General features: G+C 71.9%; 29 protein-coding genes and 1 pseudogene. 6 read left to right on the forward strand and 24 right to left on the reverse strand.

Annotated elements, in window-relative coordinates; all coding sequences use genetic code 11:
* Positions 1-215: 215 nt before the first annotated feature.
* The 7 genes and pseudogenes from OTB20_RS02540 to OTB20_RS02570 all read right to left on the reverse strand — a co-directional run bounded on the left by OTB20_RS02540 (position 216) and on the right by OTB20_RS02570 (position 4,299).
* Positions 216-890 (reverse strand): contact-dependent growth inhibition system immunity protein, encoded by a 675-nt coding sequence (locus OTB20_RS02540; protein ID WP_267814861.1) that lies wholly within the window; start codon positions 888-890, stop codon positions 216-218.
* Positions 891-902: 12 nt separating this feature from the next.
* Positions 903-1,208 (reverse strand): annotated as a pseudogene (locus tag OTB20_RS02545) (RNase A-like domain-containing protein); the annotation flags it as partial.
* Positions 1,209-1,230: 22 nt separating this feature from the next.
* Positions 1,231-1,815, reverse strand: a complete 585-nt coding sequence (locus OTB20_RS02550) for a hypothetical protein (RefSeq protein WP_267814863.1) — start codon at positions 1,813-1,815, stop codon at positions 1,231-1,233.
* Between the two features lie 11 nt (positions 1,816-1,826).
* On the reverse strand, positions 1,827-2,564 hold the full coding sequence (locus tag OTB20_RS42375) for an RNase A-like domain-containing protein (protein WP_324290328.1): 738 nt from the start codon (positions 2,562-2,564) through the stop codon (positions 1,827-1,829).
* A 134-nt stretch (positions 2,565-2,698) separates the two neighbouring features.
* Positions 2,699-3,526, reverse strand: a complete 828-nt coding sequence (locus OTB20_RS02560) for a hypothetical protein (RefSeq protein WP_267814865.1) — start codon at positions 3,524-3,526, stop codon at positions 2,699-2,701.
* Complete coding sequence (locus OTB20_RS02565) at positions 3,526-3,831, reverse strand: WXG100 family type VII secretion target (protein ID WP_267814866.1); 306 nt, start codon at positions 3,829-3,831, stop codon at positions 3,526-3,528. The genes OTB20_RS02560 and OTB20_RS02565 overlap by 1 nt, the downstream gene beginning before the upstream one ends.
* Before the next feature lie 27 nt (positions 3,832-3,858).
* Complete coding sequence (locus OTB20_RS02570) at positions 3,859-4,299, reverse strand: WXG100 family type VII secretion target (RefSeq protein WP_267814868.1); 441 nt, start codon at positions 4,297-4,299, stop codon at positions 3,859-3,861.
* Between the two features lie 465 nt (positions 4,300-4,764).
* Here OTB20_RS02570 and OTB20_RS02575 point away from each other — a divergent pair, with 465 nt between their 5' ends.
* Positions 4,765-5,481 (forward strand): DUF6215 domain-containing protein, encoded by a 717-nt coding sequence (locus tag OTB20_RS02575; protein WP_267814869.1) that lies wholly within the window; start codon positions 4,765-4,767, stop codon positions 5,479-5,481.
* 30 nt (positions 5,482-5,511) lie between these two features.
* Here OTB20_RS02575 and OTB20_RS02580 read toward each other — a convergent pair whose 3' ends face one another.
* The 3 genes from OTB20_RS02580 to OTB20_RS02590 all read right to left on the reverse strand — a co-directional run bounded on the left by OTB20_RS02580 (position 5,512) and on the right by OTB20_RS02590 (position 6,954).
* Entirely contained in the window at positions 5,512-5,928 is a 417-nt protein-coding gene (locus OTB20_RS02580; RefSeq protein ID WP_267814871.1) for a VOC family protein, read from the reverse strand.
* 9 nt (positions 5,929-5,937) lie between these two features.
* Positions 5,938-6,381, reverse strand: coding sequence for a helix-turn-helix domain-containing protein (locus OTB20_RS02585; protein WP_267814873.1), 444 nt, complete (start codon positions 6,379-6,381; stop codon positions 5,938-5,940).
* 123 nt (positions 6,382-6,504) lie between these two features.
* Entirely contained in the window at positions 6,505-6,954 is a 450-nt protein-coding gene (locus OTB20_RS02590) for a DUF5997 family protein (RefSeq protein ID WP_267814875.1), read from the reverse strand.
* A 38-nt stretch (positions 6,955-6,992) separates the two neighbouring features.
* On the opposite strand from OTB20_RS02590, the gene OTB20_RS02595 reads away from it, so the two are divergent.
* Positions 6,993-7,772: a LysR family substrate-binding domain-containing protein gene (locus OTB20_RS02595; protein WP_267814877.1), complete on the forward strand. Its 780-nt coding sequence runs from the start codon at positions 6,993-6,995 to the stop codon at positions 7,770-7,772.
* A 42-nt stretch (positions 7,773-7,814) separates the two neighbouring features.
* Here OTB20_RS02595 and OTB20_RS02600 read toward each other — a convergent pair whose 3' ends face one another.
* Complete coding sequence (locus tag OTB20_RS02600; RefSeq protein ID WP_267814879.1) at positions 7,815-8,273, reverse strand: hypothetical protein; 459 nt, start codon at positions 8,271-8,273, stop codon at positions 7,815-7,817.
* A 163-nt stretch (positions 8,274-8,436) separates the two neighbouring features.
* Between OTB20_RS02600 and OTB20_RS02605 the strand changes: the two genes are divergently transcribed.
* Positions 8,437-9,015, forward strand: a complete 579-nt coding sequence (locus OTB20_RS02605; RefSeq protein ID WP_267814881.1) for a chitin binding peritrophin-A domain-containing protein — start codon at positions 8,437-8,439, stop codon at positions 9,013-9,015.
* On the opposite strand, the gene OTB20_RS02610 is transcribed toward OTB20_RS02605, so the two are convergent.
* From OTB20_RS02610 to OTB20_RS02620, 3 genes are all read right to left on the reverse strand, one after another.
* Positions 9,012-9,821, reverse strand: a complete 810-nt coding sequence (locus OTB20_RS02610; protein WP_267814882.1) for an N-acetyltransferase — start codon at positions 9,819-9,821, stop codon at positions 9,012-9,014. The genes OTB20_RS02605 and OTB20_RS02610 overlap by 4 nt on opposite strands.
* 31 nt (positions 9,822-9,852) lie before the next feature.
* Positions 9,853-10,437, reverse strand: a complete 585-nt coding sequence (locus OTB20_RS02615; RefSeq protein WP_267761259.1) for a histidine phosphatase family protein — start codon at positions 10,435-10,437, stop codon at positions 9,853-9,855.
* A gap of 84 nt (positions 10,438-10,521) precedes the next feature.
* The gene (locus OTB20_RS02620) at positions 10,522-11,967 is read right to left on the reverse strand and encodes a PLP-dependent aminotransferase family protein (RefSeq protein ID WP_267814884.1); all 1,446 of its coding nucleotides are present in this window, start codon (positions 11,965-11,967) and stop codon (positions 10,522-10,524) included.
* Between OTB20_RS02620 and OTB20_RS02625 the strand changes: the two genes are divergently transcribed.
* Positions 11,966-12,913 carry a DMT family transporter gene (locus tag OTB20_RS02625; RefSeq protein ID WP_267814886.1) on the forward strand — a complete coding sequence of 316 codons (948 nt, stop codon included), beginning with the start codon at positions 11,966-11,968 and terminating at the stop codon, positions 12,911-12,913. The two genes, OTB20_RS02620 and OTB20_RS02625, sit on opposite strands and share 2 nt — an antisense overlap.
* 52 nt (positions 12,914-12,965) lie before the next feature.
* A complete protein-coding gene (locus OTB20_RS02630; protein ID WP_267814887.1) occupies positions 12,966-13,163 on the forward strand; it encodes a DUF1918 domain-containing protein in 198 nt (65 codons plus the stop codon).
* 46 nt (positions 13,164-13,209) lie between these two features.
* On the opposite strand, the gene OTB20_RS02635 is transcribed toward OTB20_RS02630, so the two are convergent.
* Positions 13,210-14,478 (reverse strand): glycoside hydrolase family 10 protein, encoded by a 1,269-nt coding sequence (locus OTB20_RS02635; RefSeq protein WP_267814888.1) that lies wholly within the window; start codon positions 14,476-14,478, stop codon positions 13,210-13,212.
* A gap of 151 nt (positions 14,479-14,629) precedes the next feature.
* Here OTB20_RS02635 and OTB20_RS02640 point away from each other — a divergent pair, with 151 nt between their 5' ends.
* The gene (locus OTB20_RS02640) at positions 14,630-15,526 is read left to right on the forward strand and encodes a 3-hydroxybutyryl-CoA dehydrogenase (protein WP_267814889.1); all 897 of its coding nucleotides are present in this window, start codon (positions 14,630-14,632) and stop codon (positions 15,524-15,526) included.
* Positions 15,527-15,538: 12 nt separating this feature from the next.
* On the opposite strand, the gene OTB20_RS02645 is transcribed toward OTB20_RS02640, so the two are convergent.
* The 9 genes from OTB20_RS02645 to infC form a co-directional block, all read right to left on the reverse strand.
* Entirely contained in the window at positions 15,539-16,060 is a 522-nt protein-coding gene (locus OTB20_RS02645) for an NUDIX hydrolase (protein WP_420716304.1), read from the reverse strand.
* A gap of 110 nt (positions 16,061-16,170) precedes the next feature.
* Entirely contained in the window at positions 16,171-17,508 is a 1,338-nt protein-coding gene (locus OTB20_RS02650; RefSeq protein WP_267814891.1) for a transcriptional regulator, read from the reverse strand.
* Positions 17,509-18,253: 745 nt separating this feature from the next.
* On the reverse strand, positions 18,254-20,797 hold the full coding sequence (gene pheT / locus OTB20_RS02655) for a phenylalanine--tRNA ligase subunit beta (RefSeq protein ID WP_267814892.1): 2,544 nt from the start codon (positions 20,795-20,797) through the stop codon (positions 18,254-18,256).
* Positions 20,797-21,924: a phenylalanine--tRNA ligase subunit alpha gene (pheS, locus tag OTB20_RS02660; protein WP_267756657.1), complete on the reverse strand. Its 1,128-nt coding sequence runs from the start codon at positions 21,922-21,924 to the stop codon at positions 20,797-20,799. Before pheS ends, pheT begins: the two co-directional genes overlap by 1 nt.
* Before the next feature lie 153 nt (positions 21,925-22,077).
* The gene (locus OTB20_RS02665; RefSeq protein ID WP_267814893.1) at positions 22,078-23,349 is read right to left on the reverse strand and encodes a sensor histidine kinase; all 1,272 of its coding nucleotides are present in this window, start codon (positions 23,347-23,349) and stop codon (positions 22,078-22,080) included.
* 56 nt (positions 23,350-23,405) lie between these two features.
* Positions 23,406-24,266, reverse strand: a complete 861-nt coding sequence (locus tag OTB20_RS02670) for a TrmH family RNA methyltransferase (RefSeq protein WP_267814896.1) — start codon at positions 24,264-24,266, stop codon at positions 23,406-23,408.
* 131 nt (positions 24,267-24,397) lie between these two features.
* On the reverse strand, positions 24,398-24,784 hold the full coding sequence (gene rplT, locus OTB20_RS02675) for a 50S ribosomal protein L20 (protein WP_214948116.1): 387 nt from the start codon (positions 24,782-24,784) through the stop codon (positions 24,398-24,400).
* Positions 24,785-24,887: 103 nt separating this feature from the next.
* Positions 24,888-25,082 carry a 50S ribosomal protein L35 gene (rpmI, locus tag OTB20_RS02680; RefSeq protein ID WP_112446982.1) on the reverse strand — a complete coding sequence of 65 codons (195 nt, stop codon included), beginning with the start codon at positions 25,080-25,082 and terminating at the stop codon, positions 24,888-24,890.
* Positions 25,083-25,187: 105 nt separating this feature from the next.
* Entirely contained in the window at positions 25,188-25,964 is a 777-nt protein-coding gene (gene infC, locus OTB20_RS02685) for a translation initiation factor IF-3 (protein ID WP_267814897.1), read from the reverse strand.
* Positions 25,965-26,248: the final 284 nt, after the last annotated feature.

A 26,248-nucleotide genomic window follows, 5' to 3' on the forward strand; every position in this document is an offset into this window, starting at 1 on the left:
GGCGGCGGCGGCGAGCAGCTTCTTCTCGTTGCGCGCCACGTCGGCCCGCTTGGCCGCGGCCGGCGGTTTCCCGGACTGCTCCGTACCGGGCACGGGGCCCCTCCTTTTCCCGCGGCCGCCGGTTCCTTCGCTGTCGGTCGCACGGCTCGGCGCACGGCTCGGCGCTCGGGATGCGGCGAGTGGGGTACGGAGCGGGCCGGGGCAGGCCGCCCCATTTAGGCGTACTCGGCGCGGGGCCCTGCCAGCAACTCGCTCACTACGGCCAGCCAGGCGCTCGGTGCGTACGGAGCCGGCGGGTCGACCTCCATGCCCAGCTCGGCCACACCGACCGCGTAGTCGACCTCTTCCAAGCCCAGGGCGAGCAGCTCGCGCAGCTCACCGACGAGGCGTGCCACGAGGGTCGGGTCGGCGGATCCGGCGTAGTCGAGGACCGCGGCCTCGTGGTCCTCGAACTCGTCGGGCATGTCCTGGGAGAACCACCCGCCCAGGAACTGGCCGAGCTCGGGGAAGCGTGCGTGCCACTCCCAGTGCGTCCCGGGCAGCGCCGCGGGGGGCGGGACCTGGCCCTCCTCGACGCTGCCCTTGATGTGATCGGCGAGCAGCAGCAGCCACTGCTGGATCCCGGCCTCGGGGAGGCCGATGTCCGGGACGGGGTAGAACTCGCCGAGACGCTGGCGCAGTCGGCCCGGCGGGTTCTGGGCGTAGGTGCGCAGTTGCTGCTCGGCGACCGACAGGGCCCAGGGCCGGGTGTGCCAGGTGTGGCGCAGGTAGGCGGTGAGCGCCCGGCCCGGACTGTCGGGGGTGTCGTCGGCGGCGAGGCCGGCATACGCGCTGATCACCTGGTCGAGGTCACCGTAGCGGCGGTCGAACTCCAGGGGCTTCATGGACATGGGTGTGTACCTCTACACGTAGATCGGGAAGGTGCCGTGCACGACGAAGCCCAGCGGGCTCGCCGGTTCACGGCGAAGGACCACCCGCGCGGCCCGCACGTCCACGGCCCCGCGTCCGGCGAGCGCCATGGCCTGGATCAGGACGCGGCCGACGGGGTCCTCGCGGGAGGGCCAGGCGGCTTCGATGGCCAGGCGGGGGCGGGTGCCCTGGGCGAGCCAGCGGTGAATGGCCTGCTCGTTGCGGGTGACGACCTGCTGGGTGGCCCACTGGGCGGTTTCCCGGTCGGGGTATGTGGCGGATCTGGTGAGCACTTGGCGTTCCCCGGTTCGGCGGGTCGGATCAGAGGGACAGGAAGTTCCACAGCACGGCGACTTCGTCGTCGTTCACGGCGATGAGCCCGGCGTCCCAGTCGTACTGACTGAAGGGGGCGGCGGTCCGGAAGGGCTGCGCGTAGAAGTCGGGGTGCTCCGCCCTCCAGCCGAGGTTGGTGTAGAAGCGGGTGCCGTCAGGGAAGCGCGACAGGATCAGATCGGCCTGACGTTCCATCTCCGGTCTGTGCTCCTCCCACCCCAATGCCTTGGAGAGATCATTGCGACTCGTGCCGGACCCGAGCATGACGACCAGCGACCTCACCGAGGATCTGGGGATTTCACCCACCCGCCCCCGGCAGCGTTCCGCATCGGCAGGGGTGGAGGGCGTCTCCAGCCACGGGAACAACGGGTCCTCAAAACGCTCCTCCGCTCCCTCATAAGGATCGATGGACTCCCACCCCCGAGGATCCCGTGTCTCCAAGCGCATGATCGCCCCCACGTCGAACCACCACTCGTCGTGGGCACGGGGAGCGACGTCGACGAACGTGCAGAGCCATTCGTACAACTTGAGCGCGTCCGACCATTCCGCCGAGTCGATCCGGCCTTCCTCCATGGTTCGTTCCTTCATTCGGGTGCCGAGGTGTAGACGACAAAGGGCGGGTTCAGGTTCGGGTCGTACTTGAGACGAGTGGTCACTCCGTGGGTGTCCTGGACGGGATTTATCGTGTTGGTGTCGCGGTTCACCGCGACTGTCCGACCGGTCAGGGCGGAGCCGGTGAGCGGGCCCTGGATCGGGACCGAAGCGACATCGATTTGCAGATCCTCCGCGGGCGGCGGGTTCTTGAGCCAGCCCTGGATCTCCGGGGTGTTTTGTCGGATGTTGTACTGAGTGAATTTCTGCGCCGAATCCAGATCCGGAAAGGACGAGGAGGTGAAGATGTTGAACTTACCGTTCGGGCGCTGCTCGTCCTTGATCCGCTGTAGGAGCTGTTCGTCCGTCTTGCCCACGTGCTTGTCGATGGTGTGGGCGCCGCCCAGCCCCTCGCTCGTCGCCAGGTCCATCGAGTACATGTAGGGGAAGGGGCTCTCCCCGCCGATCTGCCAGCTGTGTTCCTTCTTGAACTCGTTGAGCGAGCGGGCTCCGAAGCCCTGGGCGCGGGCTATCTCAGCCTGGTAGGTCGGGGCGCTTTTGATCGCGATGTCGAGTTCCGGCACGAGGGCTTTGAGCTTGCTCGCCGCGTCGGTGAACTCCTGGTGGTACGTCTCGACGACGGCGTTGCACCCCTGCTTGTCCATGTGGCTCCGGAACGACAGCACGATCCGGCCGACGATCCCCCCGACCGCCAGCTTGGTCAGGTTCATCAGACTCAGGTCGGTGAGATCGGAAGCCGTGGCCTTCGCCGCGTTGATGCCTGCCTGGCTCGTGAACTTGGTGGTCTTCTCACCGACGTCGCAGACGTGATCCAGCAGCCCCGCGACCTCGTCCGCCGTCTTCTTCAGGACGTCGATGATGGGGCGCCGCCCGGACGGCGGGAGGTCCTTCGTGGTCCGCCACTGGCGGCCCGTCTGGCTCCGGTTTCCTTCCGTGTCCAGCTGCCGGCCCCATGCCGTGGTGCCCCACACGGTCTGGCCGAAGGCTCGCATGGCTGCCTGCCACTCGCCCTTGTCCTTCGGGTCGTGATCCCTCCGATGGCGGTGTTGAACTCGTCCGAGGCCTTCACGGCCTCGGAGCCGAGCTTCCGCCAGGCCTTGGCCATGTCCCGGACCTCGTCCTCCTTGATGCCCGGGGTGATCTCGTGGACCTTGCCGAGGCGGAGGCCGTGTTCGATGGCGGGCCGGATGACGTCCGCGAGGAAGTCGGGGAACTCGCCGATGACGCCGGAGATCCACCAGGAATCGGCGTCCTCACCGGTGCCCGTCCATTTGATGGGGTGGACGGGTCCGTAGCGCGGAGGCTTGTTGATGACCACGGGCTCCGGCTTTCGGGCCGGCTGAGCTCCCTTGCGGCCGGAGGCCTCCCATTCGGCCAGTACGTAGTGGTTCGCGGTGTGGTTCAGGCCGACGGCGGCGCCGCCGGCACTGACCACGCTGCGGCCCCACGCCTCGAGGAACTTCGCGGTCACCTCCATGTAGGCGTCCGCGAACGCGTCCGCGCCGTGGCCGGTCCCGGCGGACTGGTCGTACTTGTTCAGCACGTCGACGAGGACGGCCGCCCGCTCGGCATGAGCGAACTGGGCCCCTTTCACCAGGTCGGCCGCGTAGTGGACGTGCACCGGCTGTACGTCGAAGCCCCCGTTTGCCGCGGGGGAGGGGGGTGTGCCCATCAGGCTGCCCCCCAACCGCGCAGGACGGCCCGGTGCGCGGACGCGTAGGCGAGGTGGCCGTTCACCACGATGTCGTGCAGCCAGGCCTGGGTGGCCTGCAGGTCCTGGGCGGACCGGTCCCATTTGTCGAGCTGGTCGATGAAGGTCTGCCGGGCCTCGCCGTCCCAGTCGAGAACGGCCTTCTCGGCGCGCCGGTAGAGCAGGTCGAGCTGTTCGTTGAGTGTTTTGAGGATCTCCTCGAGGTCCCCGGCCGCACGCTGCAGCGTCGCGAAGTCGACCGATATGTGGCCGTCGCTCGACGACATGAATCCCCCGGTGCCTTTGGTCCTGTTCTACAGATCGGCCAGGCGGCTGTGCGGGCCCGGCGACGGCGCGGGCACCGTGCCGGGCGTGGACAGCGCGTCCGTCTCCGCCTGGATGTCCGCCCGGGACTGGACGCGCCTGAAGTCGTCCAGGATTTCGAGCTCCTGCGCCGAGAACCCGTCCTTGCTCAGCCGGACGGCCTTGGCCAGAAGCTTCATGGTCTGCCGGATGTGGACGGCGTCCTCGGCGGCGGCCCGATGCCTGGCCCGGTACGCCTCCGAGGCCGGTCCGTGCCAGCGGGCCTCGATGCCGTCCACGATCTCGTCCATGCGCAGGAGCTGCTTCTTCAGCACTTCCTGCATCGCGTCGAGGTCCCCGGCGAGCGTCTTGAGCTTGTCGCCCTGGACGGCGAGATCTGCCGCGGCACCGGCCGTACCGCTCGAACCCGCAGCATCAGCAGCCCCGTTCATGGTGTCCCTCCCCCGTCGCACGGCCGCACGGCCATGCGTTCGACCGTAGTAAACGCGAAAGACACGGGGACTCCCCCACCGGATCACGGATCCCCAGGAGGTCCGGCACGGTGGCAACTCGCCGCCGCCGGGCACGCCCCGGAGGAACCCAAGGCCCTCGGACTCCGCCACTGAGGCGTGTGCGAAGCGGAAACCCCCTCGCGTCAGCGGGGCGTTCGGAGTCGCTCGCAAAGCCGTTGCCGCCCGGGCGCCGGCCTGGTGGGATGCAGGGGCGCCGATGGCGAAGAGGGACGCTTGGCGGTGCGCGAGCGGGCGGGTGTTCGGGGGTGCGGTGCGGTACTGACTGCGCCGGTGTCGGAAGTGACGCTCCGATCCGCCTGTGCTGCACGCCCCTCCCTTGTCCGCCCGATGATCACGGGTTAGGGTCCCCGGGCACATATCGGGGGATCACAGCAGGTGGGGGACATGACCGGAGACGTCGGCACGATCTCGAAGGGCGCCGCCTGGGGGCAGGGGGTCACCGCCGTGGCCTTGATCGGGGTGCTCGGGGGTGGGCTCTGGGCGGTCGGGGAGGCGGTGGGTTCCACGGGTGAGGCGGGGACGAAGCCCGTCACCTGCTCGGGCGAGCAGGCCGAGAAGACGCCGACTAGGGCCGCGGACGAAGCCGGGCGGGTGACCGGGGCTCAGCTGTGCGCGGCATTGCACCGTCCCGATCTCGCCGCGCTGCTGGGTACTCCGGGGGAGCTCGCGAAGAACGCCAACGGCGGCGGCAGCACCTTCAAGCCCGTCGGCAGCGACAAGGAGATCCACACCCCGTCGGCCGAGGTCGAGTTCGAGACGTACACCGTGCACCTGACGGCCTCCTACGACCGGCTGCCGGTGGCCACCTCGGCCGCCCTCCTGGGGGACGGTACGCCGCTCCGGACGGTCCTGGGCCGTCCGGCCGCCTTCTACTCGGACCGCACGCTCAGCGTCAGCTTCCGCCTCGACGGCAGCAAGGCCCAGAGCCGCCCCGGGGTCCCGGCCCGGGTCCTCATGGTGGCCCGGGACGCGTCGGACGGCGGGGACTCCTTCGAGCTCACCCTGTGGCGCACCGACGGCGCGGTGCCCGACGACGCGGTGCTGCTGCGCGTGGCCGGGCAGGTCCTGCCGACGGTCCCCGGGTGGGCCGCCGGCGGGTGAGCGGGCGCGGCGGCCGGACCGGTACGGGGGTCAGCGGTTGCGGGGCTGGTTGAAGCGCAGCATGTTGCCCGCCGGATCGCGGAAGGCGCAGTCGCGGACCCCGTACGGCTGGTCGACGGGCTCCTGCAGGACTTCGGCGCCGGTGGCCCGGATCCGTTCGAAGGTGGCGTCCACGTCGTCCGTCGAGAAGATCACCCCGCGGAGCACGCCTTTGGCCAGCATTTCCGCCATCGCCTGCCGGTCTGCCGGCGAGGCACCGGGATCGGCGAGCGGCGGTTCGAGGACGATCTCCACGTCGGGCTGCTCGGGCGAGCCGACGGTCACCCAGCGCATCCCCTCGAACGCGACGTCGTTGCGGACTTCCATGCCGAGGGCGTCGCGGTAGAAGGCGAGCGCCTTGTCGTGGTCGTCCACGGCGATGAAGCACTGCGAGAGCTTGATGGTCATGCCCCGACGCTACGGCGCGGCCGCGGATCCCGCTCCCCCATGGGCGGCGGAGTTGCGCAGGGGCCGGGTGTAGACCTTGGCGACGCACGCCGGGATGGCGGCGCCGGCCTCGTGGCGCCGGGCCCGGTAGGCGCTGGGGCTCTCGCCGACCAGCTCCGTGAAGCGCGAGCTGAACGACCCCAGCGAGGTGCATCCGACCGCGAAGCAGACCTCGGTCACGCTCAGGTCGCCCCGGCGCAGCAGCGCCTTCGCCCGCTCGACGCGGCGGGTCATCAGGTAGCTGTACGGGGTCTCCCCGAAGGCGGCACGGAAGCTGCGGGAGAAGTGCCCGGGCGACATGAGGGCGATGCCCGCCAGTGCCGGTACGTCCAGGGGCTCTGCGTAGTCGCGGTCCATCACGTCCCGGGCACGGCGCAGCCGGACCAGGTCCTCGATCATCACGCGAACCAGCATCTCACGGCCGGTGCGGGCCGAAGGAGGATCGCCGGGATCGCTGGGGTCGCCGGGGCCCAAGGGGGCCGCGATCGCTCGCCGACGAACGTTCGCCGGCGGTCACGGCCCGGCCCGGCCGCAGGATCAGGAACGAGCCGGCTTATTCTCGGCCTTCTCAGCCTTCGCCGACTTTTCGGCCTTCTCCGCCTGCATCTGCTTGATGCGGACGGTCTCCTTGCGCACGTCGGCCTGGGTGGCGCGCTCCTTCTCGAGCCACTCCGGCATCTCCTGCTTCAGGGCCTCGATCTGCTCCGTGGTGAGCGGCTCGGTGACACCGCCGCGCGCCAGGCCGGCGATGGAGATGCCGAGCTTCCCCGCGACCACCGGACGGGGGTGCGGGCCGTTGTTCCGGAGGTCCTGCAGCCACTGGGGCGGCTCGGCCTGGAGGGCGGTCAGCTCGGTGCGCGAGACGACACCCTCCTGGAACTCTGCGGGGGTGGCCTCGAGGTACACACCCAGCTTCTTCGCCGCGGTGGCGGGCTTCATGGTCTGGGTGGTCTGGTGCGACGTCATGAGGTCAAGGGTATCGAGCATGTGCGCCACCTCCGACCACCGGCCGGTAATCTGGCCGGGTGACAGACTCCCGGACACCCCCGTCGTTCCAGCTCGCATACGTCCCCGGGGTCACTCCCACGAAGTGGGTCCGGATCTGGAAAGAGCGGCTGACCGACGTCCCGCTGACCCTCGTCCCGGTCGACCCGGCCGAAGCCCCCGCCCTGTTGCGGGGCGGCGGCGCCGATGCCGGGTTCGTGCGGCTGCCGATCGACCGTACGGACCTCAGCGCCATCCCGCTCTACACGGAGACCACGGTCGTCGTGATCCCGAAGGACCACCTCATGGCCGCGGCCGAGGAGCTGTCGCTCGCGGACCTGGAGGACGACATCGTCCTCCACCCGCTGGACGACACCCTCGGCTGGGAGCAGCTGCCCGGCAAGGCCGCGCTCCAGCGCCCGGAGACGACGGCCGACGCGATCGAGCTGGTCGCGGCGGGCATCGGGGTCCTGGTCGTGCCCCAGTCCCTCGCGCGGCTGCACCACCGCAAGGACCTCACGTACCGGACGCTGCTGGACGCCCCCGAGTCCCGCGTCGCGCTGGCGTGGCCCGAGGCCGAGGTCACTCCCGACCTGGTCGAGGAGTTCATCGGGATCGTGCGCGGGCGGACCGTCAACAGCTCGCGCGGGCGCGGCCGTACCCAGCCCGAGCCGGAGCCGAAGAAGGCGAAGCCGCAGCGCAAGCCGGCCCCCCGGTCGGGGGGCAAGCCGGCCGCCAAGAACCCGCGGTCCGGGGCCCCCAAGGGCGGCAAGGCCACGGCCAAGTCCACCGGCAAGCGCGGCAAGCCCCGCGGCCGCTAGGCCGTCCCGCGGCCTTTCCGCGCCCGGCCCGTGAGAGCGGGCTCAGAAGGGCGACAAGGTCATGACGGCGCTCCAGGAGACCAACCCGGGCACCACCGCGACGAGCCCGGCGAGGGCCGCGGCGAGCGTGGCCGGGGCCCCGTGGGCGCGCGGGTCGGCGAAGGTCGCGCACAGCAGCATCAGGGCCGACGGCAGGAAGATCCACGCCCCGTCGGACAGGCCGCTGACCGACCACGGCAGCAGCAGGGCCGCGAGGATCACGCAGGACGCCGTGAACCGCGCCCGGTCCGCGCGCAGTACGGGCGGCGCCGCGAGCAGCAGGACCGGGACGGCCGTCCGAGCCGCCGGCAGCCCCTCGACGAGCATCACCACCACCGGCGCCACCGGGAGGAGAAGCGCGGCGAGCGCGATCCGCCGCTGCCACGGGTGGGCGGCCCGCGCCCGGCGGGTCCTGATGCCGTCGCCCGCCGCGCTCCTTCCCGCTGCCACGGTGTCCGCCATGCCCGCTCCCGCCATCGGTACGTGTCCCGGCCGGTTGAGCGCCTTCACGCCGGCCGGCAATCGCACACTCTGGCGACAGCTCGAGGATATTGCGTCCGCGTCACCCCCGTCCCTATATTCACTTCGTATTCATATCGTCACACTGAGCGATCTGGGGGCACGGGTGTTACGCATCATCGGCAAGGGACTGGCCTCAATCGCCGCACTGGCCGCCGGGGCGGTCCTCGCCCTGGGCGCCGGGGCCGCGCCCGCGAGCGCCGTCGAGGGCTCGTGCGCCGGCAGCGTCACCGGGCGACTGCCGAGGGTGCAGGACCAGCGGTTCTACGTACAGTGCGGGGCCGGGGTCGCCACCGTCATAGCCTGCCCCACCGGGCAGGTCTACTCCCCCGAGCCGCAGCTCTGCGCGGCGCCCGAGCTGGTGCGCCCCGCCGTGGCCACCGTCGCCACGGCCGGTCCGGCGAAACTGAACGGGCTGCTCTTCGGGGTCAAGAACCTCAGCACCACCGTACGGATCGCGGACGCCCCGGCCGGGCTGGACGGCGTACCGGTCACCTTCACCACCGTCGGCGGCCGGACCCTCTGCACCGCCGTCACCGACCAGTTCGGGGCCGCCCGCTGCGACACCCCGGCCCGGCTGACGATCCCGCTGGACGAACTCCTGCGCGGCTACCGGGCGAACTACGCGGGCATCGGCGGGATCTACCTCCCCTCCTCCGCCACCGCCCCCATCGCGCTCTTCTAGAGGGCGCCTCCCGGCGCGGACGCGGGCCCCAGTGCGTGCCGGACCCAGACGTTCGGCTCCACATAGACCGCGTAGCCCCGCTCCGGTTCGCAGTGGACCGGGGACAGGGCGCCCGGAACCCGGACCGGGCCCGCCGTGTCGAAGGGGAGGCCGGTCCACCCGCGCCACTGCGCGAGCGAGCCGCCGATCGTCATCGACAGCGGGGCCACCGAGTCGATGACACCGCCCGCCCGCACGTGGACCCGTAGCCACGGGTCGTACGGGAGCCCGTCCTCGCGGGTGCGGTACGCGTACTCGTGCATCGGGGTGTCCGGCTCGGCCGGCTTTCCGCTGGGCCGGACCGGCGCCACCACCTCGGTGAACCCGCGCGCCGAGGCGGTCTCCCGCATCGCCGCGAGCATCCGGCCCGACAGCCCCTCGCCCTGCCGGTCCGGCCGGACGCTGATCTCGATCGCGCTGACCGTGTCGGGCTCCACCCCGCGCCGCAGGTCGGAGAAGGCCCACATGAGGACCTGCTCCCAGCCCTGCGCGGGCAACCGTCCGTCCCGGCCCGCCACATGCAGGGCGAAGGGCACGCTGAACGCCTTGGCGACCACCTCTCCGGTGGCCTCGTCGGTGGCGGCGAAAACATGGTCCGCGAGCTCCGCCATCATGCGCGGATACAGCATCCAGGCGATCGAGTCCTGGGTGGCGAACTCGGGCCACGAATCCTTCATGTCCCACAGCGCGTCGGCCAGTTCGGGCCGCTCGGCGAGCGTGGTGATCCGGATGCCGGTGGCGCGGGCAGACTCGGTGGTGTCGTCCATGCCCGCAGGCTAGGCGCGCCCCGACCGCCCCTCAACCCATTTGGGCGGGTGCCGGGAGCGAGAGGTTCCAGCGGCGCGGACCCCCGGCGAGGGTGAGGGTGGACAGGGGGCGGACGTCCACGTTCCAGTAGGTCAGCGGCGGCGCGTTCAGGGCGTACACGAGCGCCGCCCGGACCACCGACGGCTCCGCCACGGCCACGATCGCTCCTCCGTCGTCCGCCGGCCGGGTGTCGAGCCAGCCGCCGATCCGGGCGATGAAGGCGAGCAGGGACTCCCCGCCGTGCGGCGCGGCGCGCGGATCGGTGAGCCAGAGGTCCACGGCCGCGGGGTCCCGGGCCGCCACCTCGGCGAGGGTGAGCCCGCGCCAGTACCCCATGTCGCATTCCCGCAGGGCGGGTTGTGCCATCGGGGCGTACCCGAGAGCGGTCCCCGTGGCCCGGCTGCGCGAGGTCGGCGAACAGTAGCGGAGCTCGGCCGAGCCCAGCGGTACGAGCCCGCGCGCAGCGGATTCCACCGCGCGCCAGCCGTCCACGTCGAGGGGGCGGTCGTCGTCGAAGCGCTCGGCGAGCAGCGAGGTCCCACGGGCTGCTGCGACTAGCGAAACCCGAACATGCATGCGGCGATGGTGATCCGCGTACCGCACGGGGTCAAGCGTCTGAACGAAGCCCGGCTCAGGGCGCCCACCCCGGACGGGCCCGTTTCAGCCACCGCCGCCCACGCCGCCCCCCAGCGCCGACCGAAGCCGCCTCGCCGCCTCGGTCAGCTCGCCCGCGCCGGACACCCCGGCGAAGCTCAGCCGGACGAACGGGCCGGGCGGTTCCGCGCAGAAGTACGGCCGTCCGGGCGCGACCGCGACCCCGGCCCGCAGGGCGGCCGCCACGAAGGCCGCGTCGTCGCCGCCCCCGCCGGGCCGCGCCCACAACTGGTAGCCACCCCGCGGCAGGTGCGGCACCTCCAGCCCGGGCAGCTCCCGCCGCAGCGCTTCCACGAGGACGTCCCGTCGGTGGCGCAGTTCGGCGGCTACGGCCCTGAGGTGGCGGGGCCAGGCGGGTGCGCCGACCAGTTCCAGGGCGGCTTCCTGGAGCGGGCGGGGCACGAAGAAGGTGTCCACGACCTGGATGGCGCGCAGCCGGTCGAAGACCGGCCCCCGGGCCGCCAGTGCGCCCACCCGCAGACTCGGCGAGGTGACCTTGGTCAGCGACCGCACGTGGACGACCACACCGTCCGGGTCCTGGGCGGAGAGCGTCGCGGGCAGCGGGCCCGAGTCCTCGTGGGCCAGGGAGCGCGCGTAGTCGTCCTCCAGGACGAACGCCCCGGCGGCGCGCGCGATCCGCAGCACCTCGCCCCGCCGCTCGCCGGACAGCACGGCCCCGGTCGGGTTCTGGAACAGCGGCTGGCACACGAAGACCCGCGCCCCGGTCGCTTCGAAGGCGGCGGCCAGCAGATCCGGGCGGACCCCGTCCGCGTCCACCGGGACGGGCACCGGCCGGCAGCCGGCGGCCCGCGCGATGGCCAGGAGCCCCGGGTAGGTCGGGGATTCGACGAGGATCGGCGCCCCCGGCGGGGCGAGCGCCCGCAGTGCGGTGGCCAGCGCGCTCTGGCCGCCGGCGGTCACCAGTACGTCCCCGGCGGTGATCGCTCCGCCGATCTCGCGGGCGAACCAGTCCCGCAGCTCGGCCAGGCCCTCCACCGGGGGCCGGCCCCACACTCCGGGCCGTCGGCCGGCCCGGGCGAGGGCCGCCGCCATGGCCCGCTCGGGCTGGAGCGTCGAGTGGAGGTAGCCGCTGTGCAGTTCGATGACCCCGGCCGGCGGGGCGGCCAGGGTGACCAGCACCCCGGAGGCGTCCACGGAGCGCGGGACCACCTCGCCGGAGTCCTCGGCGCTCAGGGCGACGGCCTGCCAGGAGGTGTCGCCGGGCGCGGGGGCCTGCGTACGGGGCTGGGCGCGGTAGACCCCGGCTCCGGGCCGGGTCACCACGAGGCCTTCGGCGGCGAGCTGGGCGAGGGCCCGGGAGACGGTGACGGGGCTGACCCGGTACTGCTCGACCAGGGACCGGCTCGACGGGAGTTTTCCACCTACCGAGTAGCGGTCGAGCTCGACTCGAAGGGATTCCGCCAGTTCCGCCACGCTGCTACGCTCGTACATGACAGCACAGAATAGCGCTACTCTCCCCACCGCGATAGCGGTTCGAGGCACCGCCGCCCGCCGGCCCGCCCTCGGGGGCACCAGCCTCGCGGCGGTCGGCGTCGTCACCTTCTCGCTGACCTTCCCCGGTACCGCCTGGGGCCTGGAGAGCTTCGGCCCCTGGTCCCTCTTCGGCCTGCGCTGTCTGCTCGCGGGCCTGACGGCCGGCGCCTTCCTGCTGGCCCTGCGCGTCCCGGTGCCCGACCGCGCCCACTGGGCGGGTCTGGCCGTGGTCGCCGGCGGCGTGGTCGTCGGCTTCCCCCTGCTGACCACCCTCGCCCTGCAGACCTCCACCACCTCGCACGCCGCGGTGGTGGTCGGCCTGCTGCCGCTCACCACCGCCGTCGTGTCCTCGCTGCGCACCGGAGCCCGGCCCTCGCGGCGGTTCTGGACCGCGGCCGTGGCCGGCGCGGTCGTCGTCCTCGGGTTCACCGTGGCCCAGAGCGGCGGCGCCCTCTCGTCCGGCGACGCCTTCCTCTTCGCCGCGCTGCTGGTGTGCGCGGCCGGCTACACCGAGGGCGGCCGCCTGGCGCGGCTGCTGCCCGGCTGGCAGGTGATCGCCTGGGCGCTGGTGGTGTGCCTGCCGATCGGCCTGGCCGGCTCCGCGCTCGGGCTCGCCTACGAACCGGCCCATCCGACCGGCCGCGGGGTGGCCGGGCTCGTCTGGGTGGCGGTCGGCTCCTCCTTCCTCGGCCTCTACGTCTGGTACCGGGGCATGGCCGAGATCGGCGCGGCCCGCGCGAGTCAGCTCCAGCTCGCGCAGCCGCTGCTGACCCTGTTGTGGTCGGTGCTGCTGCTCGGCGAGCGGCTGTCCCCGGCCGCGCCCGTCGCCGCCTGCGCGGTGCTCGTCTGCATCGCCGTGACCCAGCGGCCGGACCGGTCGACCCGACGGGTCAAACCGCAGTGAAACGACCTAAACTGCTAGCACCGGATCGGACCGCCACCTAGGGAGGTCAGCTATGCGCGCGACCGAGGGCGACCAGCTGGTTCAGCACGGCAGGATCGTGGGCCAGCACGACAAGGTCGGAGAGATCACCCAGGTCCTGGGAGAGGACGGCACCCCTCCCTACCGCGTCCGCTTCCAGGACGGCCACGAGGCAGTCATGTCCCCCGGCCCCGACTGTGTCGTGAAGCACCCGGCCGACAACGACCGCTGAGGAGCGGCGGCCGTAGCGCCGGGCAGGACCCTCGTCACGGACCGGGTCAGCGCGGCGGCACCGCCGCCGTGGTCGGGTAGTGGTCGGCGACGACCTGGGCCATCGCCCCGTTGGGGTCCGCGTCCACCTGCTTCGCGGAGAAGTAGACGTGGCCGCGGACCTCCGGGTATCCGGCGGCGAACCGCAGGTGCCGGGACAACTCGCGCGGGTCGCGCCAGGCGGCGGTGGAGCTCTGCGCGTCGCAGCGGTACAGCGCCTCCCCCACGTAGAGCTGGACTCGGGTGCCGGCGACGGTGCGGGCCCACCAGGGGACGATGGCGGCGTAGTCGGCGGCCGGGTGGCCGATCTGCCAGTACGCCTGCGGCACGATGTAGTCGATCCAGCCCTCGCGCACCCACTTGCGGGTGTCCGCGTACAGGTCGTCGTACGTGGCGACGCCCGCCTGGGTCGGCGAACCGAGCGGATCGCGGTCGGAGTTGCGCCAGACGGCGAAGGGGCTGACGCCGAAGCGCGTCGCGGGGCGCAGCGCCCGCAGCCGCTGGGACATCTCGCGGACCAGGGTGTCGGTGTTGTGGCGGCGCCAGTCGGCGCGGGTCGCGAAACCGCGGCCGTACTGCTCGTAGGCGGCGTCGTCGTCGAAGTCCCGGCCCTCGACGGGGTACGGGTAGAAGTAGTCGTCCCAGTGGACCCCGTCGAGGGGGTAGCGGGCGACGGCGTCGAGCATGGCGTCCTGCACGAAGCGGCGGACTTCCGGCAGTCCGGGGTTGTAGTAGAGCTTGCCGCCGTAGGGCACGGTCCAGCCCCGGTTGCGGCGGGCCGGATGCTCGGCGACGAGCCGGCTCAGGTCGGTGTGGTTGGCCACCCGGTACGGGTTGAACCAGGCGTGCAGTTCCAGCCCCCGGGCGTGGGCTTCGGCGACGGCCGTGCCGAGCGGGTCCCAGCCGGGGTCGACGCCCTGCTCGCCGGTCAGCCACTGCGACCAGGGCTCGTGCGCCGAGGGCCACATCGCGTCGGCGGTCGGCCGGACCTGGAGGATCACCGCGTTGAGGCGGCGCCGGGCGGCCGTGTCGAGGAGGGCGAGCAGCTCGGCCCGCTGCTCCCGCGCGGACAGTCCGCTCTGCGACGGCCAGTCCACGTTCTGCACGGAGGCGACCCACATCCCGCGGAACTCCGCCTTTGCCGCCGCGGCGCCCTCCCCCGCCCTTCCCGCCATCGCCTCCGGTGGTCCGGCCGCTCTCGCCGAGGTCGCCGTAGCCAACGCGGCCAGCACCCCCGCCGCGCCGGCCAGCACTTTCCGCCTCCCGATGGACGCCATGTGACGACTCCGTTCCGCTCCGTGACATTGTCGCGTGTCCGCCCAGCATGCCCGCCCCGGCCCGACACGCCGGGCAAGGACGGGGGTAACGTCGGGGGGCGTGGCGGGCGCCGGAACGCAGTTACCACTGCACGAGTACGGGGGACCCGCGATGGAGAGCAGCGAAAGGCACGATGTGACGGACCTCCCAGACGACATCGCACGCGTCGGCGTAGTGGGCTGTGGCCAGATGGGCGCGGGCATCGCGGAGGTGTTCGCCCGCAGCGGCCTCGAGGTGATGGTCGCCGAGACCACCGGCGAGGCGCTCGAACTCGGGCGGACGCGACTGCACACCTCTCTGACCAGGGCCGCCGAACGCGGCAAGATCAGCGAGGAGGAGCGGGACGCGACCCTGGCCCGCCTGTCGTTCACCACCGACCTCGGCGAGTTCGCCGACCGAGACCTCGTCATCGAGGCGGTCGTCGAGAACGAGCAGGTCAAGACGGAGATCTTCCAGGTCCTCGACCAGGTCGTCACCCGCCCGGACGCGATCCTCGCCTCCAACACCTCCTCGATTCCGCTGGTCAAGCTGGCCGTCGCGACCTCGCGTCCCGACCAGGTCATCGGCATCCACTTCTTCAACCCGGCCCCGGTGCAGCAGCTCGTCGAGCTGATCCCGGCGCTGACCACCAGCGACGAGACGATCAAGCGGGCCGAGGCCCTGGTCGGGGGCGCGCTGGGCAAGCACGCGATCCGCGCCCAGGACCGTTCCGGCTTCGTCGTCAACGCCCTCCTCATCCCGTACCTGCTGTCCGCGATCCGGATGTTCGAGTCGGGCATCGCGAGCCGCGAGGACATCGACAACGGCATGGAGCTGGGCTGCGCCCACCCGATGGGCCCGCTGAAGCTCGCGGACCTCATCGGTCTGGACACGGTGGCCTCGGTGGCCGACTCGATGTACGCGGAGTTCAAGGAGCCCCTGTACGCGGCTCCCCCGCTGCTCCAGCGGATGGTCGACGCCGGCCGCCTCGGCCGCAAGACCGGCTCGGGCTTCTACCCGTACGGCTGACGGCCCGCGGGCTCAGCCGAGCCGCAGGTGGTGCAGTAGCAGCAGCCCGGCCGCCATGTTGGCGGCCGGGACCTCGCCGCGAGCGATCATGTCGGGGACCAGCTCGAGCGGTACCCACTCGCGGCGCGAGGATTCGAAGTCGTCCTCGGGGTGGCCCGTGTAGGTGGCCCCGTCCGCCCAGTAGAGGTGGTGGCGGGCGTCGGTCAGCCCGTTGGACGGCTCGACGGTCATCAGGTGGTGCAGGGGGCCGGGCCGCCAGCCCGACTCCTCCTCCATTTCCCGGGCGGCCGCCCGTTCCACGGACTCCCCGTCCTCGACGACCCCGGCGGGCAGTTCCCAGCCCCAGCTGTCGGTGATGAAGCGGTGGCGCCACAGCAGCAGCACCTCGTTGGCCGCGTTGACGGCCGTGGCGACGGCGACCGGGCGCAGCCGGATGACGAAGTGGTCCAGGTGCCGGCCGTCGGGGAGCTCCACATCGGCGAGATTCACGTCGAACCAGCGGTTCTTGTACACGGTTTGCTCACTCAGGTTCATCCACTGCACGGTTCTGCCACCTTCCGATCGAATAGGTGGCAACATGGCAGCAGTTCACCCCCGCCCAGGGGAATGCGCAAAGGGCGGCGCAGAGAACGCCACGGGGAATGTCACAGCGGAACGCGCAGCGCCCCGTCGATGAGCTCGGCCGTCTCCTCGGCCCCCGAACAACCGCTGGTCAGCAACTGCTCCCGGACGGTGCGCAGCCGGTCGCGCAGGCGCAGCGACTCCATCCCCTTGGCCCGCTCGGCCATTTCGGCCGCCGAGGCCACCGCCTGATCGGCCTCGCCCTGGCGCAGCTGGATCTCGCACAGCATCGCGAGCCGGTGCACCCGCCCCCGGTCGTGCGCGGGGGTTCCCACGGCGGCCGAAGCCTGCTCGCGGGCCGCCCGCAGATCACCCAGGCCGAGCAGCGCCTCCGCCACCTGTACGTTGACCAGCCCGGGCTGCACGTACCCCGTCTCGTCCGGCTCCGTGCCGGGGCGGATCCGCTCCGCCGCCGCCTCGGCGTTGCGGATGCAGTCCAACGCGGCCGAGGTGTCGCCGAGTTGGGCGTACGCCTTGGCCTGCATGGCATACAGGTCCGCGGCCAGGGCCGGGGTGGTGTGCCGGCCCGCCGCACGCAGGGCGGCCTCGGCGAAGGCCACGGCCTGGCGGAACTCCCTCAGATGCAGGCACTGGTTGACGATCAGGGCGATCACGTAGGCGCCCAGCCCGCGGTCGCCGCTCGCCTTGGCGAGGCGCAGGGCCTGGTGGAAGTAGCGCTGGGCCAGCCCGTGCGCGTCCGAGTCGTACGCACAGATCCCCGCCACCGCCACCAGGGAGCCGCCGGCCCGGTGCAGGCTGCGGCCGAGGTCGTCGGAGTAGCTCCCGCGCAGCATGGGCGCGGTCTCGGTGCCGAGGAAGCGGACGATCCGGTCACGGGTGGCCACGCCGCCGGCCCGGCGGTACATCAGCTCGTAGTGCGCGCGGGCGGCCCGCAGGATCTCCACGTGCTCCGGGCCGACGCGGGTCGGCCCCTCACGCGACACGTCGGCGTCCTCCGGCGGGTTCTCCCACTCCCACACCGGGATCACCGCAGGCGTACCGGTGACCGCGCCCTCGTCGGGGTACTGGCGGCCGTTGCCGTCGGAGCGCCACAGGGCGGCGGCGCGGTCGACGAAGCCGCTGAGCGGGGAGCCGTTCGGGTCGGCGGGCTGCCCGGGCACACCGAACCCGGCGTCGTCGAGGGAGAGCGGCCGCCGCAGCCGGCCCGCGATCACCTCGCAGATCAGGTCCGGCACCTGGCCGCGCGGGCGCTGTCCCTTCAACCACCTGGTCACGGCGGTGTGTTCGTACCGCAGGGCGAGTCCGCGCGTGCGGCCCGCCTGGTTCACGTACGCGGCAAGTCCGGCACGGGACATGCCCGCCTCGGCGAGGAGGGCGTCGAGCAGGGCATTGGGCTGCATGGCCCCTCCAAGGGCTCGTCGGATCCAGGCTAGTGGGTGCGCGGTTCACACGGGGTGTGAACGCAGTACGCGCATAAATGCGATACGCACCCTGCCGCGGAGGTCCCTGCGAGCGCTTCACTTAGGGGCCTCGCCAAGAGGTGGCTCGGGTCGTCGGCTCCCCCTCATACAGTGCGACGACCCGTCAACCGCGCCGCCCGTCCTGTTGTCTGCCCGACACTCCACGGCAGGCGGGCGGCGCGTTCCGGCTCCGCCGGGTCCTGGTTGGTCGCCGGGGCCCGGCCGGACCGGACCGAGCGCGCGCCGGGCCCACCCACCGGGCCCGGCCCGCGTGGTCCCCCAGTCGGCGCGGACGTCCGCGCCCCAGCCGCACGGACGTCCGCGCCCCATCGCAGCCCGCCCGCCCCTTCCCGAAACTCGCGGCAACGCCCCGAGGACCCCTCCCGAAGCCGCGCTCGCGGCTGGGACACGGGGGCGGTCCGCAGGCGCGGGATGTGACGGCGCGCCCCGGTGCGCGCACAGCCCGGCCCTACCGCACCGCAAGCGCCGGGTGCGGGGCGCAACGGCCCCCGGTGCCGGGGTCCGGGGCTGCTCCCCGGGGAACGGGCGAAGGGCGGGTAGGGGACCGGTGTCGTAGGGCAGGCCCGACCGGGAGCACCCGTACCGGCCGGGCCCGGGTACGGGTGAGGGGGTGCAGCCGCCCTGTGGCGGCTGCACCCCCTCCCGTTGAAACAGCGGCCGGCGCCTACGCGCCGCGCAGCACCGCGCCCGTACGCTCGCCGGCCAGGGCGACCGCCGCGTCGCGCGCTGCCGTCGACTCCTCGGCGGTCAGCGTCCGGTCGGTCGCGCGGAAGCGCAGCGCGTACGCGAGGGACTTCTTGCCCTCGCCCACCTGCTCGCCCTCGAAGACGTCGAACAGCCGCAGGGACTCCAGCAGTTCACCGGCCCCCTTGTACAGCGCGTCCTCGACGGCCGAGGCCGGCACCGACGCGTCCACGATCAGCGCGACGTCCTGGGTCGCCACCGGGAAGGAGGAGATCCGGGGCGCCTGGAGGGCCTCGCCACCGGCCGCCGCGAGGCGGTCCAGGTCGAGCTCCATGGCGCTGGTGCGGGCCGGCAGGCCCATCGCCTTGACCACGCGCGGGTGCAGCTCACCGGCGTGGCCGATGACCGTCTCCACACCGTCCAGGGTGACGAGCAGCTCGGCGCAGCGGCCCGGGTGCCAGGGGCCGTACTGGCCCTGGCGCACCACGAGCTCCGTACCGGCCTCGACGGCCAGCGAGCGCGCCGCCTCGACCGCGTCGGCCCAGTCGGCCGGGCGGCCCTTGCCCCACCAGCCGGCCTGCTCGCGGGCTCCGGCCAGCACGACCGCGGCGTAGCGCGGCTGTGCGGGCAGGGCCGCGTTCAGGGTGGCGATCTCCTCGTCCGTGGGACGCCGGTCGACACCGAGGCGTACGGCGACGCCCGGCTGCGCGGCGGCCCGGAAGACCGAGCCGGTCTCGAAGAGGGCGAGGTCGTGGCTGCCCCGGCTGTCGTTGCGGCGCAGTGCGCCGAGCAGACCCGGCAGCAGCGTGGTGCGCAGCGCCGGCTCCTCGTCGGAGATCGGGTTGACCAGCTTGACGACCTGGCGGGAGGCGTCGTGCGCGGACAGCTGGAGCTGGTCGAAGACGGCCTCGGCCAGGAAGGGGTAACTGAGGGCCTCGACGTAGCCCGCGCCGGCCAGCGCGCGGCCGACCCGGCGGTGCAGCTGCTGCCGGGCGGTGAGACCGCGGCCGGACGGCACCTGCGGGAGGGTGGAGGGCAGGTTGCCGTAGCCCTCCAGCCGGATGACTTCCTCGGCGAGGTCGTTGGGCTCGGCGAGGTCGGGCCGCCACGAGGGTGTGGTGACGACGAGCTCGTCCTGCCCGTAGACGTCGCAGCCGACCTCCTGCAGGCGGCGTACGACGGTCTCCCGGCCGTACTCCATGCCCGCGACCTTGTCGGGGTGGTCCGCGCTCATCGCGATGGTGCGCGGGGCGCCCGGGGCGGTGAGTGCGGTGACGCCGGCCTCGGCGGTGCCGCCCGCGAGCAGCACGAGCAGGTCGACGGTGCGCTGCGCGGCAGCGGCGGCGGCCTGCGGGTCGACGCCGCGCTCGAAGCGCTTGGACGCCTCGGAGGACAGCTTGAGGCGGCGGGCGGTACGCGAGATCGACACGGAGTCGAAGTGCGCGGCCTCGACGACCACGTCGGTGGTGCCGGTGACGGTGCTCGTCGACCCGGAAGGATCAAAAGGCGTGGTGACGGCGTCGGCGATCTCGGTGTTGGCGCCGCCCATGACACCGGCGAGCCCGATCGGGCCGCTGTTGTCGGTGATCACCAGGTCCTCGGAGTCGAGCGTGCGCTTGACCCCGTCCAGGGTGGTGAACTTCTCGCCCTGCTCGGCCCGGCGGACGCCGATGGCGCCGTCGATCCGCGAGCGGTCGTAGGCGTGCAGCGGCTGGCCGAGCTCCAGCATCACGTAGTTGGTGATGTCGACGGCGAGCGAGATCGGGCGCATGCCCGCCTTCTGCAGGCGGCGCGAGAGCCAGATCGGGGAACGCGCCTCGGGGTCGAGGCCGGTCACCGTGCGCGCGGTGAAGTGGTCGCAGCCCTGCGGGTCGTCGATCTTGACGGCGTAGCCGTACGAGTTCGGCGCGGGCACGTCGAGCAGCGCCGGGTCGCGCAGCGGCAGGCCGTACGCGGTGGCGGCCTCGCGGGCCACACCGCGCATGGACATGCAGTAGCCGCGGTCCGGGGTGATGTCGATGTCGAGGACCTCGTCGACCAGCTCCAGGAGCTTGATCGCGTCGGTGCCGACCTCGTGCTCGTGCGGCAGCACGATGATGCCGTGCGTGCCGTCGTCGCCCATGCCCAGCTCGTCGCCGGAGCAGATCATGCCGTGCGAGGTGCGGCCGTACGTCTCGCGCGCGGCGATCGCGAAGTCGCCGGGCAGGACCGCGCCGGGCAGGACCACGACGACCTTGTCGCCGACGGAGAAGTTCCGGGCGCCGCAGACGATCTCCTGCGGCAGGCCGGTGCCGTTGGCCTGGCCGACGTCCACCGTGCAGAAGCGGATCGGCTTGCGGAAGCCTTCGAGTTCCTCGATGGTCAGCACCTGGCCGACGACGAGCGGGCCCTTGAGCCCGCCGCCGAGCTGCTCGACGGTCTCGACCTCGAGGCCGGCGTCGACGAGCTTGGTCGCGACGTCGCGACCGGTTTCACCCGCGGGGAGGTCGACGTACTCCCGCAGCCAAGAAAGGGGGACCCGCATCAGATCTCCATCCCGAACGGCCGGGTGAAACGGATGTCACCCTCGACCATGTCTCGCATGTCTTCTACGTTGTGGCGGAACATCAGCATCCGCTCGATGCCGAAGCCGAAGGCGAACCCGCTGTACTTCTCCGGGTCCACACCGCAGGCGGTGAGCACCTTCGGGTTGACCATGCCGCAGCCGCCGAGCTCGATCCAGCCCTCGCTGGAGCAGGTACGGCACGGGCGGTCGGGGTTGCCCACCGATGCGCCGCGGCACACGTAGCACTGCATGTCCATCTCGGCGGACGGCTCGGTGAAGGGGAAGAAGTGCGGGCGCAGGCGCGTGGTGGTGCCCTCGCCGAACAGCTCCTGGACCATGTGGTCCATGGTGCCCTTGAGGTCCGCCATGGTCAGGCCCTCGTCCACGGCGAGCAGCTCGACCTGGTGGAAGACCGGGGTGTGCGTCGCATCGAGCTCGTCGGTGCGGTACACCCGCCCCGGGCACACGATGTAGACGGGGGGCTTGCGCTCCAGCAGCGAGCGCGCCTGCACCGGTGAGGTGTGGGTGCGCAGCACGACTCCGGACTCGTCGCCCTCGGTGCCTTCCGGCCCGCGGACGAAGAAGGTGTCCTGCATCTGGCGCGCCGGGTGGTCGGGCGTGAAGTTGAGGGCGTCGAAGTTGAACCACTCCGCCTCGACCTCGGGCCCCTCGGCGACCTCGTACCCCATGGCCACGAAGATGTCCGCGATGCGGTCCATCAGCGTGGTCAGGGGGTGCCGGGCGCCGGCGGGCACGCGGTCGTGGGGCAGCGTGACGTCCACCGCCTCCTCGACCAGCACCCGCTCGTCGCGCTCGGCTTCGAGCGCGACCGTGCGGGACCCGAAGGCCTTGTTCACGGCGCCCCGGGCCTGGCCCACGCGCTTGCCCGCCTCGGCCTTGGCCTGTGGGGGCAGCGCGCCGATCTCGCGGTTGGCGAGCGCCAGGGGCGAGCGGTCGCCCATGTGCGCGGTCTTCGCCTCGCGAAGTTCGTCGAGGTCGCCGGCGGCGGCGAAGGCGGCGAGCGCCTCGTCCCGCATGCGCTCGATCTCATCCGGTTTCAGTGCCTCGACCTCGACAGGGTCGTACGACTTGTTCGGTGCCGACATCTCTTCCCGTACTTCCGATGGCTGGCTGGTGGGTCCCCCGCGCGGACGCGCAGGACGCGCTCGGCACTAGGACACAAAGGTGCCAAAGGTCGAGTCTAAAGGTCGCTGGGGGTGAAGGGGCCCGTGGGCCGACTGGCGAGACGCTCCGCAGGGCTACTGCGTGAGGTATGCCGGGGCGGCGACGGGCAGGATGAATCGGAACTCGGCGCCGCCGCCGGGGCCGCGGCCGACCTTGATGGTGCCGCCGTGGGCTTCCACGATGCCCTTGACGATGTAGAGGCCCAGGCCGGTGCCGCCGCGCTTGCTGCCCCGCCAGAAGCGGGTGAAGACGCGGCCCACCGACTCCTCGGGGATCCCGGGGCCCTCATCGGTCACGGTGACGGCGGTTCCCTTCTCGGTCTTCCCCGCGGCGTTCGCGAAGCTGGTCGGCGCTACGTCGATGGTGACCGTTCCCTCGCCGTGCCGCACCGCATTTTCGAGCAGGTTGCCGAGGATCTGGTCGATCTTGTCGGGATCCGCCCAGCAATCGGGCAGCGGCCGGCTCACGCTGACGAGGAACCGCTCCGGGGCCTGCCCGTTCGCGGTGAGCGCCTGGACGTGGCGGCCGACGGCGGTGGAGATGTCGACCGGCTGGCGGCGCACCTCCAGGCGGCCCGAGTCGATGCGGGAGATGTCCAGGAGCTCGGCGATGAGCCGGGTGACACGGTTCGCGTCGGCGTCGACGGTCTCCAGCATCAGCCGCTTCTGGTCGTCGGTGAACCGCTCCCACTTGGCGAGCAGGGTCGCAGTGAACCCCTTCACGGAGGTGAGCGGGGAGCGCAGCTCGTGCGCGACGGTGGCGATGAGCTCGGCATGGCTGCGCTCGGTGCGCTGGCGGGCCTCGGTGCCCCGCAGGGTGACCACGAGCCGGCGCACCGGCCCGGTGGGGTGGGTGCGCACGTACCGGGCGGAGACGAGCACCTCCCGGCCGCCGGGGAGCAGCAGGTTGCGCTCGGGCTGTCCGCGCCGGATGGCGAGGCCTCCGTAGGGGTCGGTCAGCCCCCACCAGCGGCGGCCTTCGAGGTCCTCCAGCGGGAGTGCGCGCTCGATCCCCACGCCGAGGGCCTCACCCGCCACCAGGGCGGTGATCCGGGCCGCGGCGGAGTTGAAGCAGATGACCCGGCCGGTGGCGTCGGCGATCACCAGCCCGTCGGGCAGGTCGTCGGGGTCGATCCCGAGCCCGGCGAACTCGCCGTGCCCGTCCGCGGCTTCCGGTCCCGCTCCGGCGGGGCCTACGGGGCCGGCCTGCGGGGGCGGGGCGCAGGCGCCCGCGGGCTGCTGCACCGGGACCCGGGCGACTGGCCCGGCCAGCTGGGACACGGTCGCCAGGCCCGGTGCGCCGGCCGCCTCGGCGGCGCCCGGCGAGCTGTTCGTACCGACGGTCATGTCCCCGTACCCCACATCTCCAGGTACCACGGCGGGCCCCCCGGGCCGCCACATTACTAGCTGGGGGTCACGGAGCGGCACCCTCCGGGCGCCCGCTGTGCACGCGCGGAGGCGTACAGGCACACGGCGGCGGCCGTGGCGAGGTTCAGGCTCTCGGCCTTTCCGTGGATCGGGACCCGTACGACCGCGTCGGCGAGCGCCCTGGTCTCCTCGGGCAGGCCCCAGGCCTCGTTGCCGAAGATCCAGGCCGAGGGGGTGCCCATGGTGCCCGCGTCCAGCTCGGCGTCGAGGTCGTCCTCACCGGCCCCGTCGGCGGCCAGAATCCGTACGCCGGCCGCGCGCAGCCCCTCGACGGCCTGCTCCACGGGTACGCCGACGGCTACCGGGAGGTGGAAGAGGGAGCCCACGGAGGCCCGTACCGACTTGGGGTTGTACAGGTCCACGGAGGCGTCGGTCAGCACGACGGCGTCGGCTCCGGCGGCGTCAGCGCAGCGCAGCACCGTACCGGCGTTGCCGGGGTCGCGGACGTGCGCGAGGACGGCGACGAGCTTGGGCCGGGCCTTCAGGATCTCTTCGAAGGGCGAGTCGAGGAAGTGGCAGACACCGACCAGGCCCTGCGGGGTGACGGTCTGCGAGACCTCCGCGAGCACCTCGTCGGAGGCGTAGTGGACGCGGGCTCCGGCGGCGTGGGCGGCGTCGACGATGTCGGCGTAGCGCTCGGCGGCCTCCACGGTCGCGAACAGCTCGATCAGCGTGGACTCGCCCCCCGCGCCGCGGTGCTCGGCGGCCTCGCGCACGGCCTGCGGGCCCTCGGCGATGAAGCGGCGCTCCTTGGTGCGGAAATTGCGTCGCGCCAGCCGCCTGGCGGCGGCCACCCGGGTGGACCGGGGGGAGATCAGCTCGGCAGGGGTACCCATGGCGGTCGGCTCGCTTCCGTACGTACATCAGGTGGAACTCAGTCGAACTCGGTGTTCAACGCACCGGACCCGCAGGCGCGTGGCCTGCGGGTCCGGGTAAATTACTGCAGCCTTGAAGGGCTTGCTGCTACTTAGGCAGCGACCTTCGGGGCGTTGACGTCGGCCGGAAGGGCCTTCTGCGCAACCTCGACCAGCGCGGCGAACGCGTTGGCGTCGTTGACGGCCAGCTCGGCGAGGATCTTGCGGTCCACCTCGATGTTGGCGGCGTTCAGACCCTGGATGAGGCGGTTGTACGTCATGCCGTTCTGGCGGGCGGCAGCGTTGATGCGCTGGATCCACAGCCGACGGAAGTCACCCTTGCGCTTCTTGCGGTCGTTGAAGTTGTAGACCAGCGAGTGGGTGACCTGCTCCTTGGCCTTGCGGTACAGGCGCGAACGCTGACCGCGGTAGCCCTTGGCCGCCTCGAGGATTGCCCGGCGCTTCTTGTGGGCGTTTACTGCCCGCTTGACGCGTGCCACTTTTTACTCCTTGTAGCGGGGCCGCGGTGTTCTTCACACGGCCCGAATTCGATGGGGTCCCGGTCTTGACGTGCTTCCGCTCCCGGAAGGGGAGCGGAGAACGTCACTTGCCGAGAAGCTTCTTGATCTTCTTGGCGTCGCCGGGGGCCATCTCCGCGGTGCCGGTGAGGCGGCGGGTGACACGGGACGACTTGTGCTCGAGCAGGTGGCGCTTGCCGGCGCGCTCGCGGAGCACCTTGCCGGTGCCGGTGATCTTGAAGCGCTTCTTGGTCCCGCTGTGCGTCTTGTTCTTCGGCATAGCGCCGTTATCTCCTCGTCGGTGGCGCCCCCACCGGCCCTGTTGGGGGCCGGCTCACCGGAGCGTCATATTGTGTTCGGTGATCCGAGGCGGGCTGCCTCGGGATCAAGCCTGGGCCGGAGCCTCGGGGGATGCGGCTGCCTCGTCGGGGGCGTCGACCTCGTCGGCCGCCTCGTCAGAAACGTCGTCGGTGTCCACGTCCTCGGCTTCGAGAGCCGCGTTCTCTGCTTCGAGCGCGGCGTCGGCGTCGAGAGCCTCGTCACCACTCTCGTCGCCGACCGAGTAGCCCTGACGCTCGGCCTTGCGGGCGGCCTGAGCCTCGCGGGCCTCGGCCATCGCCTCGGTCTTCTTCTTGTGCGGACCGAGAACCATGATCATGTTTCGGCCGTCCTGCTTCGGGTTCGACTCGATGAACCCGAGTTCCTCGACGTCCGAAGCGAGACGCTGCAGCAGTCGGAAGCCGAGTTCCGGCCTGGACTGCTCGCGACCACGGAACATGATCGTGATCTTGACCTTGTCGCCCTGCTTGAGGAACCGGACGACGTGACCCTTCTTGGTGTCATAGTCGTGCGGGTCGATCTTCGGCCGGAGCTTCATTTCCTTGATGACCGTGTGCGCCTGGTTCTTACGCGCCTCACGGGCCTTCATGGCCGACTCGTACTTGAACTTGCCGTAGTCCATGAGCTTGCAGACCGGCGGGCGTGCGGACGCCGCGACCTCGACCAGGTCGAGGTCGTACTCCTGCGCGAGCTCAAGCGCCTTCGCAAGCGGCACGATGCCGACCTGCTCGCCGCTCGGGCCGACGAGTCGTACCTCGGGAACGCGAATCCGGTCGTTGATGCGGGGCTCGGTGCTGATGGATCCTCCTCGGTAGCACCACACGGCTGCCTGGAGGACAGCCGCTGACGATATTTCCGTCAGACCGACCGCGGCGGAGAATGAAAAAAGCCCCGCCGGGCACAGACAGGGGCTCCAATACAACCGGAGCACCCTCGCGTGCGAACCGCGGGGCGCAACATCGGGCAGCTTTCCATCGTCCGTACGGAACGATGGATACCGCCTGACCGGTGACCCGCCTCCCGTGAGGGTGGTCGGGTGGGAGAATCGGAGCCTCCACTTGTGGCCGGGCACATAAGTGTCCGGCCGGTCGAAGTACATACTAGCAC

The sequence above is a fragment of the Streptomyces sp. H27-H1 genome (genome assembly GCF_026627445.1).
GTDB lineage: Bacteria > Actinomycetota > Actinomycetes > Streptomycetales > Streptomycetaceae > Streptomyces.